Genomic DNA, 17595 nt, shown 5'->3' on the forward strand with positions numbered 1-17595 from the left:
GGACCGCTCGCAGAGCGGTGGAGGGGGTTCTTTGGTCCGCGGGCGCAACGTTTGGGGAACGAAGAAACCCCTCCACCGCTACGCGGTCCCCCTCCCCGCGCTACGCGCAGGGAGGACCTAAGCCTCCCCGACACCACCTCGGCCGGCGACCGCAACCGGCTCAAGCACGAGGGCGCTCCGTTCCGCAAGCTGCTCGATCTTCGAGAGATAGTCCTGGAAATGGGGCGTCGCGCGGTGCGCCGTCACCGCAGCCATGTCGACATAGAGTTCGTCGAGCACGAAGCGCGCCGGATCGGCCGGATCGCGCCACAGATCATAGCGCAGATTGCCGGGTTCGGCCCGGCTCGGCGCGAGCATCGTATCGAGCAGCGCCCGCAGCGCATCGCCCTGCCCCGGCCGCGCGGCGAGGATCGCCACGATCTTCACATTGTCGTTCATCATGGTCTTCCCTGTTCTGGACAAGCCGGCGGGGCGCAGCCGAAGCGCCCCGCCGGTCTTGCGCGACCTCATGCCGTAACGTGGTCGAGCGCGTCGATGAAGGCTTTCGCGATCGGATGATCCGATGCCGGGTTCTGGCCGGTGATCAACTCGCGGTCGACGACGACATGAGGGGCGAAGTCGGTTGCATTGCTGCTGACTTTGCCGCCTGCGACCTGCAGCGCGTCGGCGACGTTGAAATAGAGCTTCGCCTTGAGGATGACGTCCTCGACGATCTTCTCCTCGCTGTTCGAAAACACCGTAATCCGGTAGCCTTCATATTGCCAGCCCTTCGCCCACGCGGCCGCCTTGTCCGCGTCGCCGGCGATCAGCGCCGCGCGGAACTCGCGGGCATGCGGCATCGCCGCGGTCACTGCGATCGGGCCGTGGCAGAGCAAGGCGGTCGGCTTGGCGCGGTCGTGGAAATGGCGGAGGATCTCGCCGAGTTCGGCATCCTGCATCAGGTCGACGCCCGGCGCCTGTCCGCCCGGCACAAACACTCCGGCATAGCCATCGAGCCCTTCGTCGATCACCGACCGCAGCGTGCGCACCCGGTTCATCGCCGGGTCCTCGGCGTAGAAGGCGGTCGCGCGGGCATGGGCAGCCTCGTCGCCGCCAAAATGTTTCGCCGAGTCCGACGCCGGGTCGATATGCGGCCGGGTGCCGTCGGGGGTGGCGAGCACGACGTCGTAACCGGCGGCGATCACCGCCATCGCGGGCACGACGGTCTCGTTGAGATATTGCCCGGTGGCGGCCCAGCCGCCGCCCTGGATCTCGATCCGGGTCGCATTGGAACCGATCACAAGCACTACACCCTTGGTCATATTGGCCTCCATCGCGTGGTCGGCATCGCATGATGCGGTGCCGCTTCGATGGCCCTGATGTGCGCCCATCAGACATATTCCAGAACTTTATTTGTTGGATTTCAGATATAGTGATGGCAGCATATCTGGATGCGCTACGACCTCAATCTGCTGCCGGTCTTCGTCACGTTGATGGAGGAGCGCAGCGTCACCCGCGCCGCCGAGCGGCTCGGCATCACCCAGCCCGCGCTGTCGAACGCGTTGAAGCGGCTGCGCGAGACGCTGCAGGACCAGCTCTTCATCCGCGAGCGCTACGGCATCCAGCCGACCCCGATCGCGCTCGAACTGGCGCCGGTGATCGCCGAGGCGCTGGCGCGGATCGACGATGCAGTGCTCGGCCAGCAGGATTTCGACCCGGCCAGCGCCGAGCGACTGCTGACGATCGCCCCCAATGGCTATGTCGAATATGTCCTCGTCCCGGCGATCGTCGCGCGGCTGCGCGCGGTGGCGCCCGGGATCAGGCTGCGCCTCACCCCTTATGGCAACGATCTGGTCGAAACCGGGGTGGTCTCGGGCACCACCGCGCTGGTGCTCGGCCGGATCGTCGACCCGCCCGACAATCTGGTGGTCCAGCATCTGATGGACGAGGGCCTTGCCTGCGTGGTGCGCGCCGGCCATCCCGACATCGGCGACAGCCTCTCGCGCGACCAGTTCGAGGCGCTCAGACATGTCAACGTCCTGCCCCCCGGCCGGCTGCGCGCAGGGTTGTTCCAGGCGCTAGACCAGCGCGGGCTCAGGCGCGAGGTCGCGGTCTCGGTCACCCATTTCCTGGCGGTGCCCGAGATGATCGCGGTCACCGACTATTGCGCCACCCTGCCCCGGCTGATCTGCCGCCGCCTCACCCACGATCCGCGGTTGAAGATCCTGCCGGCGCCGGTCGACCTGGGCACCTTCCCGGTCGAGATGGCCTGGCATGTGCGCTACCGGCACGATCCCGCGCATCGCTGGCTGCGCGGGGTGATCGAGGCGGTGACGCGCGAGGTGGCTGGGCCTGGCGGGGAGATCGGAGCAGGCGGAGGCGGTCAGTAAAACACCGGCCTTTTGACATTCCATCCGACCTCGCCGCATCGATGCTGCCTGCAAAGGCCGCCGTCGATGATATGCTGACGGACCAAATCGGCACGCGCCTGCGACACGCCGGGTTCGAACTCGACCCAGAGGTTGGGGCCGTGCGGGAGCTTCGCAAGGTCATCGACGAATTGCGCGAGCTTGGCTTCGCTTATCGGTATCCCGCTCCAGGTAAAGTCGCCGTCGCGGGGTACACGCAGGCGGTAACCATCGAGGAACCCCTCGCTGTGGTTGAACGGCAGCAGCGCCACGGCTTCGCGCTTCGGAGGGTTTGCGGGGGCGTCGGCCTTTGGCTGACCACATCCTGGCAGGATGAGAACCGCAAACAGAAAGGCGCGTCTCATAGCCGCAATATCCGATCATCGGCGGCTATGACAGCATGCGCTCGCACGCGGTGCGCGGCGAGGTCCGGCTTGGCGTCGGGTTCGAGATCCATGGCGGCAGGCCATGTCAGAGACAGCGGGTCAAAACCCTTTGCGTCAATCCGCGGGCGTAGCATCAAGGGATGTCGGATCCTGCGCCGGAAGCTGATGACGCAACGGAAGGTCGATGCCCGGTTCGTCAAAAAAGTCGCCCCATGCCACGTCGGCCGGTAGGATCAGGCGCCCCTTCCCTTCCTTCACCACGCGGATGTCGCGCACGTTGTCCGGGAAGGCGACTTCCTTGGGCAGGCGCAAGGCCTGAGAGCGGTTCGACTTGAACAGCACGGTGTGGCCGGTCTGCTTGTTCATCTCTTGGCTTTCCGAGGATCGATATTCCTTAGGTATATCCTATTTCAGCACGCGATCGGCAAGGTGGCACTGGCGGTACGCCTCTGAGATCAAGTTAGTGGAGGTGTGCGCCTTCTTGAAGCCACAGCAGTCATTGAGGTTCTGCATCGCCCCTCCACCATCCTGCGGATGGTTCCCCTCCCCGCGCTACGCGCAGGGAGGATCAAGGGAGCGGCACCGCGCTCGAAAGACTGCGGGGCGAGTAGGCAGGGACGATCCCCTCGCTTCTCCCCTATAGCGGCAACCCCGTATAATTCTCCGCGATCGCCGTCTGCATCGCCACCGACGATCCGACATAGTCGAGCTCGGCCGACTGCATCCGCCGGTCGAACGAACCATCCTCGGGGAAGCGGTGCATCAGCTTGGTCAGGTACCAGCTGAAGCGTTCGGCCTTCCAGATCCGCGACAGCGCGCGCGCCTGGTAGCCGTTCAGGCCGCTCTCGTCGGCGCGGGCATAATGCGCGATCAGCGCGTCGGAGAGATAGGCGACGTCGGAGGCGGCGAGGTTGAGGCCCTTGGCGCCGGTCGGCGGGACGATATGGGCGGCGTCGCCGGCGAGGAACAGCCGGCCGTGCTGCATCGTCTCGAACACGTATGAGCGCAGCGGCGCGATCGACATCTCCAGCGCGGGGCCGCGGGTGACGCCGTGCTTCGACAGCGGGTCGAAGCGCAGCGCGAGTTCGTCCCAAAGGCGCTCCTCGGGCCAGTCCTCGATCCGGTCGCTCATCGGCACCTGGATATAATAGCGGCTGCGGGTCGGCGAGCGCATCGAGGCGAGCGCGAAGCCGCGCGGGCCGTTGGCGTAGATCAACTCGTCATGGCAGGGCGGCACGTCGGCGAGGATGCCGAGCCAGCCGAATGGATATTCGCGCTCATATTCGCTGACCCGCGCCTGCGGGATCGCCTTGCGCGACGGCCCGTGAAAGCCGTCGCAGCCGGCGATGAAATCGGCCTCGATCCGCTGTGCGACCCCGTCCTTGACATAGGTCACCGACGGCCGCTCGCTCTCGATGTCGTGGACCGCGAGGTCCTTCGCCTCGAACACGATGTCGAGGTCGCGCTCGGGGGCGGCGGCGATCAGGTCGCGGGTCAGCTCGGTCTGGCCATAGACGGTGACATGGCGGCCGGTGAGCCTGGCGATGTCGATCCGGATCAGATGATCGCCATCGGCGAGGTTGAACCCCTCCTCGATCAGCCCCTCGGCCTTCAGCCGCGTGTCGATGCCGAGCCGCGTCAGCAGGTCGGTGGTGACCGTCTCGAGCACGCCGGCGCGGATCCGGCTCTCGACATAGGTCCGCTCCTGCCGTTCGAGCAGGATGCAGTCGATCCCCTCGGCGCGCAGCAGATGGCCGAGCAGCAGCCCGGCCGGGCCGGAGCCGATGATCGCGACCTGGGTCCGTCGCACGCCCCCCGACGCGCTCATGCGCCCGCGAGCTGCTTTTCGAGGTCGCCGAGCACGCGGTAACAGTCGAGCACCTGGCCGACCGAGCTGTTCGGCTCGCGGCCCTCGCGGATCGCGGCGATGAACTCGCGGTCCTGCAGCTCGATGCCGTTCATCGACACGTCGACATGGCTGACGTCGATCGGCTCTTCCTTGCCGTTCACCAGATCGTCGTAGCGGGCGATATAGGTGCCGTTGTCGCAGATATAGCGGAAGAAGGTGCCGAGCGGCCCGTCATTGTTGAACGACAGCGACAAGGTGCAGATCGCGCCGCTCTCGCTCTTGAGCTGGATCGACATGTCCATCGCGATGCCGAGTTCGGGGTGGATCGGCCCCTCGATCGCATTGGCCTGGACGATCTTCCCGGCCTGATAGGCGAACAGATCGACGGTGTGCGCGGCGTGATGCCACAGCAGATGGTCGGTCCAGCTGCGCGGCTGCCCCTTGGCGTTGATGTTCTTGCGCCGGAAGAAATAGGTCTGCACGTCCATCTGCTGGACCGCGATCTCGCCCGCGACGATCCGGTTGTGGACGAACTGGTGGCTGGGATTGAAGCGGCGGGTGTGGCCGACCATGCAGGTGAGCCCGGTCTCGCGCTGCTTGGCGACCACTGCCTCGGCATCGGCCCAGCTGTCGGCGAGCGGGATCTCGACCTGGACATGCTTGCCGGCGTTCATGCAGGCGATCGCCTGTTCGGCGTGCATCTGGGTCGGGGTGCACAGGATCACCGCGTCGACATCGTCGCGCGCGAGCGCCTCGTCGAGTTCGGTGGTGGCGTGGACCGCGCCATATTTGTCGGCGACCGCCTGGGCCTGTTCGATGCCGCGGCTGATGATCGAGGTGATCGACACGCCCGGGATGTTCTTCAGGCCGTCGAGATGCTTTTCACCGAAGGCGCCGGCGCCGGCGAGGGCAATTCTCATGCGATGTCTTCCTGTTCGGGTTGAAGGACGATGTGTCCGACCGCGGTGTTGCTCGCGGGGACATGATAATGGCGGTGGAGTTCGCGGATATCGGGGCCGAGCGCGCCGCGCATGATCAGCCACATCACCAGCTCGATCCCCTCCGATCCCGCCTCGCGCAGATAGTCGATGTGCGGCATCCGCCGCAGCCGGTCGGGATCGGCGGTGAGATCGTCGAGGAAGGCGGTGTCGAACGCCTTGTTGATCAGGCCCGCGCGCGGCCCCTGGAGCTGGTGGCTCATGCCGCCGGTGCCCCAGATCTGGACGTTGAGGTCCTGCGGATAGCTCGCCACCGCGCGGGCGATCGCCTCGCCGAGCAGCCAGCAGCGATTGCCGGTCGGCGGCGGATAGGTGACGACGTTGACCGCGATCGGCACCACCTTGCACGGCCAGGCATCGGGCTGGCCGAACATCATCGACAGCGGCACCGTCAGGCCATGGTCGACATCCATCTTGTTGACGATCGTCATGTCGAATTCGTCGAGGATGCAGCTCTGGGCGATATGCCAGGCGAGGTCGGCGTCGCCGATCACGTCGGGCACCGGCCGCGGCCCCCAGCCCTCGTCGGCCGACTTGTAGCGGTCGGCGCAGCCGATCGCGAAGGTCGGGATGAAGTCCATGTCGAAGGCGGTGGCATGGTCGTTATAGACCAGGATGACGACGTCGGGTTTCTCCGCCGCCTCCCAGGCGCGGGTCCAGTCGTAGCCGGCGAAGCAGTTCACCCAATAGGGTTCGCCGGTCCGGCCATGGTCGAGGGTGGCGCCGAGCGCGGGAATATGGCTGCTGGCGACGCCTGCGGTGATCCGGGCCATCAGCGGGGTTCCTCGGTGGGTTTCGGTTGAGCCGCCGCTTGTTCGGCAGCGAGATTGGCCTTCTTCGAGCGCATGCCGTCGGCCGAACGGCCGCCGGCGATCATCATCGCCTGATAATCCTCGCTGGTCATGCCGGTCATCGTGCCGACCGCCTGGAGGAAGCTGATCTCGTCGGTGAAGAAGACCTTGGCGAGGAAATAGATGTTGCCGCCCTCGTCGAGCGCGGCGTTGTAATCGCGCTTGAGCACCGCCTGCTTCTGCGCTTCGGTCATCGGCCATTCGTCGAGATAGGCGCGTTCGTCGGCCTTGAAGCGGGCACGGTTCTCGGCCTTCATCAAGGTCATGCAGAACTGGTTGAGCCAATAGCCCTTGCGCGCGCGCGCGGTGGTGAACACCCGGGTCCCGGGAATGTCCTCCAGCTCCTCCAGATAGGCGTGGATATCGATCGTCATGCCAGTTCCATTCCCGCGTCTTCCCTGTCGGCCTTGCGCGCGCGCTCGATGATCCGGCGGGCGCGCACCCCGCCCTCGTCGATGCCATAGGCGCGCAGCTTGAGGTCGGGATTGGCGTCGATCGAGCGCTGTTGCGCCTCGAGCACGACGACATCCTCGTCGAACACCCCACCCTGCTGTGCCTTGAAGCGCGCGGTGAAGCCGGGGTCGTCGATCGCGAAATTGCGCGCCATCCCCCAGAAATAATGGGTCCGCCCCTCGCTTTCGGGGGTCATGAAGTCGATCACGAAACCGCGCACGCCCTGGTCATGATCCTCGATCGTCGCCCCGGCCCCGACCGGGGCGACGCCGACATCGATCATCACCGCCGACGGCAGCAGGAAATGGCAGATCTGCCAGCGATCGACCGCGCCGTCCTTCTTGAGCGCGCCGCGCCAGAACGGCGGCGCGTCGACGCCCGGCATCCAGCGGCTGACGAGCACGCGGTCGCCCTCGACCCGGGTCTCGATCGGCACCTCCATCAGCTCGGGCTGGCCGATCGATCCGCTATGGACATGGGTCTCGTGGGTGAGGTCCATCAGATTGTCGATCATCAGCCGATAATCGCAGGCCACCATGTTGTAGCCGCCGTCGAACACCCAGCCCGCGGTCGAACAGGGCCACAGATCGGGGATCGTCGCCGGGTCGGCCGCCGCCTTGTCGCCGATCCAGATCCAGACGAAGCGGTGCCTTTCGGCCACGACGAAGGTCTCGACGCAGATCCGGTCGTTCACCCGTTCGGATTTGAGCGGCATTTCCTGGGCGATGCCGTCGGGGCCGATCTTGAGGCCGTGATAGCGGCAGCGCAGCGCGTCGCCCTCCTTGATCCCGAGCGACAGCGGCAACAGCCGGTGTGGGCACGCATCGCGCATCGCGACGACCTGGCCGTCGAGCTTGCGGTAGAGCGCGACCGTGGTGCCGCAGATCGTGCGGGCCAGGGGGGTACGATCGACCTCCATGTCCCACGCCGCGACATACCAGGCATTGCGCAGCCAGGTCACCGGCCGGCGGCCCGCAGGATCGCGTCGAGCCGGGGGAACACCCGGCGGGCATTGCCCTCGAAGATCGCGTGGCGTTCGGCGTCGGCGATGTCGAGCGCATCGACATAGCGCTTGGTGTCGTCGAAATAATGGCCGGTCTGCGGATCGATCCCGCGCACCGCGCCGACCATCTCCGACCCGAACAAGATATTCTTGTTGGCGATCACGTCGGCGAGCAGGTCGATCCCCGGCTGATGATAGACGCAGGTGTCGAAGAAGATGTTGTTCATCAAGTGGCTGTCGAGCGCCGGCTTCTTGAGCATGTCGGCAAGGCCGCGATAGCGCCCCCAATGATAGGGCACCGCGCCGCCGCCATGCGGGATGATGAAGCGCAGCGTCGGGAAATCGGCGAACAGATCGCCTTCGAGCAGTTGCATGAACGCGATCGTGTCGGCGGCGATATAATAGCCCCCGGTCGCGTGCATCGCCGGATTGCAGCTTCCCGAGACATGGATCATCGCCGGCACGTCGAGCTCGACCATCTTCTCGTAGAAGGGATACCAGTAACGGTCGGTCAGCGGCGGATGGGTGAAATGGCCGCCGCCGGGATCGGGGTTGAGGTTGCAGCCGATGAAGCCGAGTTCGGTGACGCAGCGCTCGAGCTCTGCGATCGAATTGGCCATGTCGGCCTCGGGCGACTGCGGCAGCATGCACACGCCGGCGAATATGTCGGGATAGAGGCCGACCACCCGCGCGATCAGGTCGTTGCAGCGGCGCGCCCATTCCTTGGCCATCGCGGCGTCGCCGACATGCGGCGCCATCGCCGAGGCGCGCGGCGAGAAGATCGTCATGTCGGCGCCACGCTCGCGGATCAGCCGGAGCTGGTTCGCCTCGATCGTCTCGCGGATCTCGTCGTCGCTGATGTCGGGATAGGGCGGAACAGGGGCACCCGCCTTGTAAGCGGCCTTCTGTTCTTCGCGCCACGCGTCATGGCCCTTGGGCAGCACGGTATAATGGCCGTGGCAATCGATCACGAGCGTCATGCTGGCTTCACCCTCTTGTCCTCGATCTGTCGGAGCTTGTCGGTCAGCCCCGCGGGCGGCGTGCCCAGTGCGAGCGCGCCGATCGCGCGCTGGCGCTCGACGGTGCCGCGGGTCATCGCGCTGCCGGTGCCGAGCCCGTCGAGGGTCTTCACGACCTCCTCCATCTCGGCGGCGCGGCGCAGCCCGTGCACCATCATCCGGTCGAGATTATAGTCGGCGCGCGCGCCCCAGGGCTTCGGCTTGTCGCTGGCGTCGAGCGACGCCAATATCTCTTCGCGCACCCCGGCGGCCTCGGCGGCGAGCATGCATTCGGCGGTGAGCGCCTCGATCCCCTTGACCATCACCGACCGGATCATCTTGATCGACGAGGCGCGGCCGACCGTATCGCCGACCACGCGCAGGTTGGTGAAACCGAGCGCGGCGAGCGCGGCCAGCGCATCGTCGGCACGCGGGCCGCTCAGCAGCAGCGGCACCGCCATCCGCGCCGGATCGACCGGCGCCATCACCGCGACGTCGACATAGTCGCCGCCGGCGGCGGTGACGGCCGCGGCCGCCGCCTGCTTGGTCTGGGGGGCGATGCTGTTGAGGTCGCAATAAAGCGTGCCGGGCTCGATCGTCGCGGCGGCGGCCTCGGCGACCGCGAGCGCCTGGTCGGCGGTGACCAGCGACAGGATCAGCGCCCCGCCCTGCACCGCCTTGGCCAGCGACGCGCAGCCGGCGATCCCGGCGGCGTCATATTCGCCGAGCTTGGCCGCGCGATCGGCGGCGATGTCGGTCTTGAGGTCGTAGACATGGACGTCATGGCCCGAGGACGCGACCCAGTCGCCGGCGGTGGCGAAGGTGCGTCCGGCCTCTCCAAAGCCGATCAGGGCGATTTTCTCGTTCCTCATGGCGCCCGTGGTGGGACAGCCCGGCGGCGGCGGCCAATCGAATCCGCGCGCCTGCCATTAGAAATTACGAAGTCTGATGCCCCGCCACCATTTTCGCCTGCTCCCACAGCTCGTCGAGGAAGCGGTCCTGCATCGGCGTCGGTCGCCAGTCGGCGCGGGTGGTGACCCCGATCATCCGGCTGAGTTCGCCCGGGGCGTCGGCGATTTTCACCAGCCAGCCGGCGCGCAGCTCCATCGCCACCTGGTCGGGCGAGAGCAGGGTCAGGAAATCACTGCCGATCAGCAATTGGCGGACGGTCATCACCGACCCCGATTCGATCGGGACATGCGGGGCGTCGACCCCGGCGGCGGCGAACATCCGCCGCCACAGGTCGCGCAACGGGGTCCCCTCGCCCGGCACGATCCAGGGGAAGCCGGTCAGGTCGGCGGGGCCGAGCGGGTCGCGCCCGACCAGCGGATGATCGGGCCGGGCGATGATCACCGGGCGATCGGCGAACAGCGGCATCTGTCGCAGGTCGTCGCCCGGCGACGGATCGCGCAGCGCGCCGACCATCATGTCGATCTCGCCGTCGCGCAACGGACCGACCAGCTCGACATGCGATCCTTCGGCGATCGCGATGTCGACCTGGGGATGCGCGCCGTGGAACGCGGCGACCGCATTGGGCAGCAGCCGCGCGCGCGACAGCGGCATCGCCCCGATCATGATCCGGTCGACCTCGCGCCCTTGCAGCGCGGCCAGCTCGGCGATCCCCGATCGCAGCTCGGTCAGCGCGAGGCTGAAATGGCGGGCGACGACGATCCCGCGCCGGGTGAGCGCGACGCCGCGGCCGCGCCGGTCGACCAGCCGGTTGCCCATCACCAGCGACAGGTCGGCGACCGCGCGGTGGAGCGAGGCCTCGGCCAGCCCGGTCTCGGCGGCGGCCGCGGCATAGCTGCCGCCGCGGGCGAGCGCGACGAAGGCACGGATCTGTGCGGCGGTGGCATGGGCATTGCCGATCAGCCGCAGCGCGGCCTCGGCGCGCGCCGCCAGCAGCATCGCCGCCTCGGTCGGCAGCATCCCGCCGGGGCGCCGTTCGAACAGGGGCAGGCCCAGTTGGCGTTCGAGCTTGGCGATGCCCTGGGTGATCGCGGGCTGGGTCAGGTTGACCGCACGCGCGGCCTTGCTGATGCTGCCGCCCTTCACGATCGCGGCGACCGCGCCCAGATGGCGGATATTCAGCGCGATCGGATCCATGTCACGCACTTAGCAAAATCTTATGACCGGTGACCAGATCGGATTTCCTCTTGGCGTGCGCATTGGGGCATGTCCCTTCCCCTAAAAGGAGTGGGTCATGGCAGGCATAGTCGTCCAGAACATCGAACGCGCCGATCCGGCGGTCATCGACGGGCTCGCCGCCTGCGGGGTGGCGACGGTGCACGAGGCGCAGGGCCGCACCGGCCTGCTCGCGCCCTATATGCGGCCGATCTACGCCGGCGCGCGGATCGCGGGCTCGGCGGTGACGATCTCGGCGCCTCCCGGCGACAACTGGATGGTCCATGTCGCGATCGAGCAGCTTCAGGCCGGCGACATCCTGCTGCTCGCCCCGACCAGCCCGTGCAGCGACGGCTATTTCGGCGATCTGCTCGCGACCTCGGCGCAGGCGCGCGGCTGTCGCGGGCTGATCATCGACGCCGGGGTGCGCGACGTCCGCGATCTCACCGAGATGAATTTCCCGGTCTGGTCGAAGGCGGTCCACGCCCAGGGCACGATCAAGGCGACGCTCGGATCGGTCAATGTGCCGGTGGTGTGCGCCAATGCGCTGGTCAACCCGGGCGACGTGATCATCGCCGACGATGACGGGGTCTGCATCGTCCCCCGCGCGAATGCCGCGGAGGTGCTCAAGGCGGCGCAGGCGCGCGAGGCCAATGAGGGATCGAAGCGCGAGCGGCTCGCCGGCGGCGAACTCGGCCTCGACATGTACGACATGCGCGGCAAGCTCGCGGCGATGGGCCTCAAATATGTCTGACGCTTCTGTCAGCGATCGGGCGATCCGCACGATGTGGATGCGCGGCGGCACCTCGAAGGGCGGCTATTTCCTCAAGGCCGACCTGCCCGCCGACACCGCCGCCCGCGACGCCTTCCTGCTGCGCGCGATGGGATCGCCCGACCCGCGCCAGATCGACGGCATGGGCGGCGCCGATCCGCTGACCAGCAAGGTCGCGGTGGTGAACGCTTCGACCCGCGACGGCATCGACGTCGATTATCTGTTCCTCCAGGTCTTCGTGGACAAGGCGCTCGTCTCCGACCAGCAGAATTGCGGCAATATCCTCGCCGGGATCGGTCCGTTCGCGATCGAGCGCGGGCTGGTGGCGGCGCAGGACGGCGAGACCCGCGTGGCGATCTTCATGGAGAATACCGGCCAGGTCGCGGTCGCGACCGTCCAGACCCCGGGCGGCAAGGTCCGCTATGACGGCGACGCGAAGATCGATGGGGTGCCGGGCAGCGCCGCGCCGATCCCGCTCGAATTCCGCGACACCGCGGGCTCGTCGTGCGGGGCACTGCTGCCGACCGGCAATCCGGCCGACATCGTCAATGGCGTGGCGGTGACGCTGATCGACAATGGCATGCCCTGCGTCGTCATGAAGGCCGCGGATGTCGGCGCGACCGGCTATGAGAGCCGCGAGGAACTCGACGCCGCGACCGACCTCAAGGCACGGATCGAGGCGATCCGGCTCGCCGTCGGCGAGCGGATGAACCTCGGCGACGTCACCGACAAGTCGGTGCCCAAGATGATGCTGGTCGCCCCGCCCCAGGGCGGCGGCGCGGTCACCGTGCGCAGCTTCATCCCGCACCGCGCCCATGCCTCGATCGGGGTGCTCGGCGCGGTCAGCGTCGCCACCGCCTGCCTGATCGCCGGATCGCCCGCGGCGGAGGTCGCGACGATCCCCGAAGGGCGCCGCAAGACGCTGTCGGTCGAGCATCCGACCGGCGAGACCACCTGCGTGATCGAACTCGACGACGACGGCGCGGTCACCAGCGCCGCGATGCTGCGCACCGCGCGCAAGCTGATGGATGGAGAGATTTTCGCATGACCGACCTGGACCCCGCGCGCATCGTCAGCTGGCACGCCGATCCGTCGACGCCGCGCTTCGTCCCGCCCGCCGGCGCGGTCGACGCCCATTGCCATGTGTTCGGGCCGATGGCGCAGTTCCCGTTCAGCGCGAAGGCCAAATATCTGCCCGAGGATGCCGGCCCCGACATGCTGTTCGCGCTGCGCGACCGTCTCGGCTTTTCGCGCAACGTCATCGTCCAGGCGAGCTGCCACGGCACCGACAACGCCGCGACGCTCGATGCGATCGCGAAGTCGCAGGGCAAGGCGCGCGGGGTCGCGGTGGTCGATCCGGCGATTTCGGATGGCGAACTCGAACGGCTCCACGCCGGCGGCATTCGCGGGGTGCGCTTCAACTTCCTCAAGCGCCTCGTCGACGATGCGCCCAAGGACAAGTTCATCGAGATCGCCCACCGCATCAAGCCGCTGGGCTGGCATGTCGTCGTCTATTTCGAGGCCGACATCCTCGAGGAGATGCGCCCCTTCCTCGCCGCGATCCCGACGACGATCGTCATCGACCATATGGGCCGCCCCGACGTCGCCCAGGGCCCCGACGGGGTCGACATGCGCGCCTTCCGCAGCCTGCTCGACGGCCGCGACGACATCTGGACCAAGGTCACCTGCCCCGACCGGCTCGACGCCAAGGGCCCGCCCTGGGACGATTTCGCCACCGCGGTCCGCCCGCTGGTCGAGGATTATCCCGACCGGGTGCTGTGGGGCACCGACTGGCCGCACCCCAATATGCAGGACGCCATCCCCGACGATGGCGCGCTGGTCGACATGATCCCCCGCATCGCCCCGACCGCCGAACTCCAGCGCAAGCTGCTCGTCGACAATCCCGACCGCCTCTACTGGGCCGATTGACCTTCAGATCCTCCCCAAAGCGCAGCTTTGGGGAGGGGGACCAGCGAAGCTGGTGGAGGGGTTTATTCGTTCGCCAGGCGCGGCGCTCGATGAAACAAGAAAGCCCTCCACCACGCCTGCGGCGCGGTCCCCCTCCCCATCTGCGATGGGGAGGATCTAGGGGCGCCGCTGCTTCGCCAGCAGGAACAACACGAACCCGAGCAGCAACAGCGCAGCCACCGCCAGTGACGCGTGGACGCCCATCAGCGCGCCTGAAATGCCGACGGTGATCCCGGCGAAGGCGCGGCAGCCCGAGGCGGCCATGTTGAATAGTCCGAGCACCCGGCCGCGAATGTCGGCGGGGGCATTCAGCTGGACGACGGTCTGCGCCATGCTGCTGAACGACAGCTCGAAGAAGCCCGCGACGAACAGGCAGGCGAGCGCGAGCGGATAGTTGCGGGTCAGCGCGAACGCCGCGAGCGCAAGGCACCACAGGCTCGCCAGCGTCAGCGCGGTGCGCGGGCTGGTCTTCAGCCGGCCGACCGTTTCGAGCAGGAAGCCCGCCGCGAGCGCGCCGGCGGCATCGGCGGCCAGCAGCATGCTATAGGCGGTGCCCGGATCGCCATGGCCCAGATCATGGGCGAAATTGGGCATCTGCGCCTGATAGCTGTTGCCGACGAAGAAGGACGCCGCCCCCGCCAGCAGCGTCATCGAGACGATCGCGGGCATGCCGGCGACCTCGCGGATCGTCAGCGCGACGTCGGCGAAGCCGCGCACCGCCGCCCGGTTCGGCCGGCCGTCGGCGGTGACCCGGCGCGGGAACGGCGCGCGGAACAGCCACAGGATCACCGGCACATAGAAGCAGGCATTGGCGAGGATTCCCCAGGACGGCCCGAGCCCGAGCAGCAGCGCGCCGCCGACCGCGGGACCGACCATCGTGCCGAGATAGCGCGCGGTCGCGTTGAGCCGCACCCCGCTTTGCAGGTCCTGTGCCGGCACCACCTCGTGGAGCAGCAACTGGCTCGACGTCTGCCAGAACACCCCGGCGCAGCCATGGAGGATCAGCAGCAGCATCGCCCCGCCCATCGTCAGCGTGTCGGTGACGAAAAAATATCCCCAGCCGAGCGAGGCGAGGATGAACAGCCCCATGCCGGTCTGGATCAGCCGGCGCGGATCGACCCGGTCGGCGAGCGCTCCCATCGGCACCGAGAAGAACAGATAGGGCAGCCAGTGCGACAGCACCGCGAAGCCGCCGAGCGCGGGCGAATGGAATTTCTGGAACATCACCCAGTAGCTGATGACGTGCTCGATATTGTCGGCCATCATCGCCAGGAAATAGGTGGCGAAGAACCAGCGGAAGCGCGGGTGGCGCATCGCGGCGAAGGACAGGCTGGTGGCGGGTTTGGCTGCGGTCATGACCGGGCGCCCGTGGCACGGCGGCGAGCGTCCGGCAATGGAGAGGGTGATGGATTTCAGCGACGCCCATGTGATCATCGTCGGCGCGTCGAGCGGGATCGGCCGCGCCACCGCCGCCCGGATCGCCGCCGCCGGCGGCCGGACGACGCTGATCGCGCGCCGCGCCGACACGCTCGAGGCGGCTTGCGCCCAACTCGGCGAGCGCGCGACGTGGATCGCCGCCGATGCCGGCGACAAGGCGCAGTTGCTCGCCGCACTCGACGGCGCGATCGCGCGCAGCGGCCCGATCGACGGGCTGTTCCTCAATGCCGCGAGCACCGGCGCCTTCGCGTCGCTGTGGGACTATGGCGACGATCCGTTCGAGGAGGCGCTGCGGGTCAACCTCCGGGCGCCGTTCTGGGCGATCCGCCATGTCCTGCCGGCGATGATGGCGCGGCGGCGCGGGGCGATACTGCTCACCGGCAGCCTCGCCTCGGAACGCGGCATGGCCGGCAATGTCGGCTATCTGGTGAGCAAACATGCGGTGCTCGGGCTGGCCCGCGCGACCGCGATCGAGGCGGCGCCCGGCGGCGTGCGCTGCAACTGCATCGTCCCGGGCTTCATCGAGACCGCGATGCTCGACGCGGTGCCGCCCGCGGCGATCGCCAACATCGCCTCGCGCATCCCGCTCGGCCAGGTCGGCACCCCGGACGAGGTCGCCGAAGTCGCCGCCTTCCTGCTGTCCGACGCGGCGAGCCACGTCACCGGGCAGAGCTGGGCGGTCGATGGCGGGCTTCTGGGGAGCCTGACCCCGTAGGTCCATCCTGCAGCGCAGCATTTTCAGACGAAGCAGCGATCGTCGCGCATCGGTGCTGCGATGGATTCCCATCCCGTCGGTGAAGAAGTGAGACAGTGTGATTCGTTTTTCCGGACTGGCCGTCGCACGGATGCGACCCGATCCGGCGGCGTTTCACTGTCGAACGGTCAGCGACGCCGGCCTTCCCGCAAACGGAAAACGCCCGACCTGGCAGGTCGCGAAACCTGCCCGGTCGGGCGCTTTCATGAAGGCGTCGGGCCCGCGGGCCCGAAGCGTCTTAGCGCAGGCCGATGACCGCGTTCTTGGTCAGCGTGGTGGTCGCCTTGCCGTCGACGATCTTGATCGTATCGGCAGGAATCGTGACCATACGGCCGTCGAGGATGATCTGCGGGCCGGCTTCGGTGACGCGATAGACGGCGGCGAGGCGGGCGCCGTCGGCGGCCAGCAGCATCTTGCCCTTCTGGAGCGTGACCGGGGCGGCAGGCGCGTCGGCGTCGGCAGCCAGCACCGGCGAGGCAACGACCGCCAGGGTCAGAGCAACGGCGAACAGCGACTTCTTCATGGGAGACCTTTCACAAGATTGCGTCGGTTTCCAAAAGACCGACCTAGCTAACGATAAGCATGATTAGTATTTCGCCCGGCCGCCGTCAAGACGGATGCTGCGCATGCGAGCGAATTTTCTCTTCCAATATGGTAAGCATCGCTATGGCGGCGGCGCCGATGCGTCACCTGAGACTGTGGAGAGGGGCGGCCCACATGGGGGGCGCGCGATTGCCAAGCCCCCCGCCCCATGCCTAATCAGGCGCCATGCCGACTCAGATCCGACCCCGCCGCTCGATGCTCTATGTCCCCGGCGACAAGGCGCGCGCGCTCGACAAGGTCCGCACCCTGCCCGTCGACGGCATCATCATCGACCTTGAGGATGCGGTCGCGCCCGAGGCCAAGGCGGCGGCGCGCGACATCGTCGCCGAGGCGGTCAAGGCGGGCGGCTATGGCGGCCGCGAGCTGATCCTGCGGGTGAGCGGCCTCGACGTCGCCGCGGATTTCGCGCTCGCCAACGATCTGCCGATCGACGGGGTGCTGCTGCCCAAGGTCGAAAGCGCGCTGACCGTCCAGGCCGCCGCCGATCGCACCGCCCATCCGATCTGGTGCATGATCGAGACCCCGCTCGGGGTGCTCAACGCCGCGCAGATCGCCGGCGCCTCGAACCGGCTCGCCGGCTTCGTCGCCGGCACCAACGATCTGTCGAAGGATCTGCGCGCGCGCCAGACCGCGGCGCGTACCCCGCTGCTCGCCTCGCTGTCGCTGCTGCTGCTCGCCGCGCGGGCTTATGGGCTCGCCGCGATCGACGGCGTCCATATCGCACTCGACGATCTCGAGGGCTTCGAGGCGAGCTGCCGCCAGGGCGTCGAGCTCGGCTTCGACGGCAAGTCGCTGATCCACCCCAATTCGATCGAACCCGCCAACCGGATCTTCGGCCCCGCCGCCGAGGACATCGAACGCGCCCGCCGGATCGTCACGGGCTGGGCCGAGGCCCGCGCCGCCGGCCTCGGCGTCGCCCGCATCGATGGCGCGCTGGTCGAACAGCTCCATGTCGACGAGGCCGAACGCTTGCTGGCGCTTGCCGACGCAATCGCGGGGCGCTGACCCCGCC

At 67.7% G+C, this 17595-nt stretch carries 20 protein-coding genes; 6 read left to right on the forward strand and 14 right to left on the reverse strand.

The window, feature by feature from the left end:
- Positions 1–117: 117 nt before the first annotated feature.
- Entirely contained in the window at positions 118–438 is a 321-nt protein-coding gene (locus AC1RM6_RS06675) for a putative quinol monooxygenase (RefSeq protein WP_493099307.1), read from the reverse strand.
- A gap of 68 nt (positions 439–506) precedes the next feature.
- Positions 507–1301: a type 1 glutamine amidotransferase domain-containing protein gene (locus AC1RM6_RS06680; RefSeq protein ID WP_493099309.1), complete on the reverse strand. Its 795-nt coding sequence runs from the start codon at positions 1299–1301 to the stop codon at positions 507–509.
- A 129-nt stretch (positions 1302–1430) separates the two neighbouring features.
- Here AC1RM6_RS06680 and AC1RM6_RS06685 point away from each other — a divergent pair, with 129 nt between their 5' ends.
- Positions 1431–2369: a LysR family transcriptional regulator gene (locus AC1RM6_RS06685; RefSeq protein WP_493099311.1), complete on the forward strand. Its 939-nt coding sequence runs from the start codon at positions 1431–1433 to the stop codon at positions 2367–2369.
- On the opposite strand, the gene AC1RM6_RS06690 is transcribed toward AC1RM6_RS06685, so the two are convergent.
- From AC1RM6_RS06690 to AC1RM6_RS06735, 10 genes are all read right to left on the reverse strand, one after another.
- Positions 2363–2752, reverse strand: a complete 390-nt coding sequence (locus AC1RM6_RS06690) for a hypothetical protein (RefSeq protein WP_493099313.1) — start codon at positions 2750–2752, stop codon at positions 2363–2365. The genes AC1RM6_RS06685 and AC1RM6_RS06690 overlap by 7 nt on opposite strands.
- A 135-nt stretch (positions 2753–2887) precedes the next feature.
- Positions 2888–3139 carry a type II toxin-antitoxin system VapB family antitoxin gene (gene vapB, locus AC1RM6_RS06695; protein WP_493099315.1) on the reverse strand — a complete coding sequence of 84 codons (252 nt, stop codon included), beginning with the start codon at positions 3137–3139 and terminating at the stop codon, positions 2888–2890.
- A gap of 271 nt (positions 3140–3410) precedes the next feature.
- Entirely contained in the window at positions 3411–4601 is a 1191-nt protein-coding gene (gene pobA / locus AC1RM6_RS06700; protein ID WP_493099317.1) for a 4-hydroxybenzoate 3-monooxygenase, read from the reverse strand.
- Entirely contained in the window at positions 4598–5542 is a 945-nt protein-coding gene (locus AC1RM6_RS06705) for a Gfo/Idh/MocA family oxidoreductase (RefSeq protein ID WP_493099319.1), read from the reverse strand. The genes pobA and AC1RM6_RS06705 overlap by 4 nt, the downstream gene beginning before the upstream one ends.
- Positions 5539–6393, reverse strand: a complete 855-nt coding sequence (locus tag AC1RM6_RS06710; RefSeq protein ID WP_493099321.1) for a class III extradiol dioxygenase subunit beta — start codon at positions 6391–6393, stop codon at positions 5539–5541. The genes AC1RM6_RS06705 and AC1RM6_RS06710 overlap by 4 nt, the downstream gene beginning before the upstream one ends.
- Positions 6393–6845, reverse strand: a complete 453-nt coding sequence (gene ligA / locus AC1RM6_RS06715; RefSeq protein WP_493099323.1) for a protocatechuate 4,5-dioxygenase subunit alpha — start codon at positions 6843–6845, stop codon at positions 6393–6395. Before ligA ends, AC1RM6_RS06710 begins: the two co-directional genes overlap by 1 nt.
- On the reverse strand, positions 6842–7885 hold the full coding sequence (locus tag AC1RM6_RS06720) for a Rieske 2Fe-2S domain-containing protein (RefSeq protein WP_493099325.1): 1044 nt from the start codon (positions 7883–7885) through the stop codon (positions 6842–6844). The genes ligA and AC1RM6_RS06720 overlap by 4 nt, the downstream gene beginning before the upstream one ends.
- Positions 7882–8907, reverse strand: a complete 1026-nt coding sequence (locus AC1RM6_RS06725; RefSeq protein WP_493099327.1) for an amidohydrolase family protein — start codon at positions 8905–8907, stop codon at positions 7882–7884. The genes AC1RM6_RS06720 and AC1RM6_RS06725 overlap by 4 nt, the downstream gene beginning before the upstream one ends.
- Positions 8904–9797: an NAD(P)-dependent oxidoreductase gene (locus AC1RM6_RS06730; RefSeq protein ID WP_493099329.1), complete on the reverse strand. Its 894-nt coding sequence runs from the start codon at positions 9795–9797 to the stop codon at positions 8904–8906. The genes AC1RM6_RS06725 and AC1RM6_RS06730 overlap by 4 nt, the downstream gene beginning before the upstream one ends.
- Positions 9798–9861: 64 nt before the next feature.
- A complete protein-coding gene (locus AC1RM6_RS06735) occupies positions 9862–11031 on the reverse strand; it encodes a LysR family transcriptional regulator (protein WP_493099564.1) in 1170 nt (389 codons plus the stop codon).
- 97 nt (positions 11032–11128) lie between these two features.
- Between AC1RM6_RS06735 and ligK the strand changes: the two genes are divergently transcribed.
- The 3 genes from ligK to AC1RM6_RS06750 are packed head-to-tail and all read left to right on the forward strand — an operon-like array spanning position 11129 to position 13750.
- Positions 11129–11803: a 4-carboxy-4-hydroxy-2-oxoadipate aldolase/oxaloacetate decarboxylase gene (ligK, locus tag AC1RM6_RS06740; RefSeq protein WP_493099331.1), complete on the forward strand. Its 675-nt coding sequence runs from the start codon at positions 11129–11131 to the stop codon at positions 11801–11803.
- A complete protein-coding gene (locus tag AC1RM6_RS06745; RefSeq protein WP_493099333.1) occupies positions 11796–12869 on the forward strand; it encodes a 4-oxalomesaconate tautomerase in 1074 nt (357 codons plus the stop codon). The genes ligK and AC1RM6_RS06745 overlap by 8 nt, the downstream gene beginning before the upstream one ends.
- The gene (locus tag AC1RM6_RS06750) at positions 12866–13750 is read left to right on the forward strand and encodes an amidohydrolase family protein (RefSeq protein WP_493099335.1); all 885 of its coding nucleotides are present in this window, start codon (positions 12866–12868) and stop codon (positions 13748–13750) included. Before AC1RM6_RS06745 ends, AC1RM6_RS06750 begins: the two co-directional genes overlap by 4 nt.
- A gap of 156 nt (positions 13751–13906) precedes the next feature.
- On the opposite strand, the gene AC1RM6_RS06755 is transcribed toward AC1RM6_RS06750, so the two are convergent.
- Entirely contained in the window at positions 13907–15145 is a 1239-nt protein-coding gene (locus tag AC1RM6_RS06755; protein ID WP_493099337.1) for an MFS transporter, read from the reverse strand.
- 49 nt (positions 15146–15194) lie between these two features.
- Between AC1RM6_RS06755 and AC1RM6_RS06760 the strand changes: the two genes are divergently transcribed.
- Complete coding sequence (locus AC1RM6_RS06760; RefSeq protein ID WP_493099339.1) at positions 15195–15941, forward strand: SDR family NAD(P)-dependent oxidoreductase; 747 nt, start codon at positions 15195–15197, stop codon at positions 15939–15941.
- Positions 15942–16218: 277 nt separating this feature from the next.
- Here AC1RM6_RS06760 and AC1RM6_RS06765 read toward each other — a convergent pair whose 3' ends face one another.
- A complete protein-coding gene (locus AC1RM6_RS06765; protein WP_493099341.1) occupies positions 16219–16503 on the reverse strand; it encodes a hypothetical protein in 285 nt (94 codons plus the stop codon).
- Between the two features lie 245 nt (positions 16504–16748).
- Here AC1RM6_RS06765 and AC1RM6_RS06770 point away from each other — a divergent pair, with 245 nt between their 5' ends.
- Complete coding sequence (locus AC1RM6_RS06770) at positions 16749–17588, forward strand: HpcH/HpaI aldolase/citrate lyase family protein (RefSeq protein WP_493099343.1); 840 nt, start codon at positions 16749–16751, stop codon at positions 17586–17588.
- Positions 17589–17595: the final 7 nt, after the last annotated feature.

The organism is Rhizorhabdus sp. GW822-FHT03C02 (assembly GCF_058801765.1).

Coding starts and splice junctions, on each gene's coding strand:
- AC1RM6_RS06755 (WP_493099337.1), bottom strand. CDS start 15,145: ATGACCGCAGCCAAACCCGCCACCAGCCTGTCCTTCGCCGCGATGCGC.
- AC1RM6_RS06730 (WP_493099329.1), bottom strand. CDS start 9,797: ATGAGGAACGAGAAAATCGCCCTGATCGGCTTTGGAGAGGCCGGACGC.
- AC1RM6_RS06770 (WP_493099343.1), top strand. CDS start 16,749: ATGCCGACTCAGATCCGACCCCGCCGCTCGATGCTCTATGTCCCCGGC.
- AC1RM6_RS06735 (WP_493099564.1), bottom strand. CDS start 11,031: ATGGATCCGATCGCGCTGAATATCCGCCATCTGGGCGCGGTCGCCGCG.
- AC1RM6_RS06725 (WP_493099327.1), bottom strand. CDS start 8,907: ATGACGCTCGTGATCGATTGCCACGGCCATTATACCGTGCTGCCCAAG.
- AC1RM6_RS06710 (WP_493099321.1), bottom strand. CDS start 6,393: ATGGCCCGGATCACCGCAGGCGTCGCCAGCAGCCATATTCCCGCGCTC.
- AC1RM6_RS06765 (WP_493099341.1), bottom strand. CDS start 16,503: ATGAAGAAGTCGCTGTTCGCCGTTGCTCTGACCCTGGCGGTCGTTGCC.
- pobA (WP_493099317.1), bottom strand. CDS start 4,601: ATGAGCGCGTCGGGGGGCGTGCGACGGACCCAGGTCGCGATCATCGGC.
- AC1RM6_RS06680 (WP_493099309.1), bottom strand. CDS start 1,301: ATGACCAAGGGTGTAGTGCTTGTGATCGGTTCCAATGCGACCCGGATC.
- AC1RM6_RS06705 (WP_493099319.1), bottom strand. CDS start 5,542: ATGAGAATTGCCCTCGCCGGCGCCGGCGCCTTCGGTGAAAAGCATCTC.
- AC1RM6_RS06760 (WP_493099339.1), top strand. CDS start 15,195: ATGGATTTCAGCGACGCCCATGTGATCATCGTCGGCGCGTCGAGCGGG.
- AC1RM6_RS06675 (WP_493099307.1), bottom strand. CDS start 438: ATGAACGACAATGTGAAGATCGTGGCGATCCTCGCCGCGCGGCCGGGG.
- AC1RM6_RS06745 (WP_493099333.1), top strand. CDS start 11,796: ATGTCTGACGCTTCTGTCAGCGATCGGGCGATCCGCACGATGTGGATG.
- ligA (WP_493099323.1), bottom strand. CDS start 6,845: ATGACGATCGATATCCACGCCTATCTGGAGGAGCTGGAGGACATTCCC.
- AC1RM6_RS06750 (WP_493099335.1), top strand. CDS start 12,866: ATGACCGACCTGGACCCCGCGCGCATCGTCAGCTGGCACGCCGATCCG.
- AC1RM6_RS06690 (WP_493099313.1), bottom strand. CDS start 2,752: ATGAGACGCGCCTTTCTGTTTGCGGTTCTCATCCTGCCAGGATGTGGT.
- vapB (WP_493099315.1), bottom strand. CDS start 3,139: ATGAACAAGCAGACCGGCCACACCGTGCTGTTCAAGTCGAACCGCTCT.
- AC1RM6_RS06685 (WP_493099311.1), top strand. CDS start 1,431: ATGCGCTACGACCTCAATCTGCTGCCGGTCTTCGTCACGTTGATGGAG.
- ligK (WP_493099331.1), top strand. CDS start 11,129: ATGGCAGGCATAGTCGTCCAGAACATCGAACGCGCCGATCCGGCGGTC.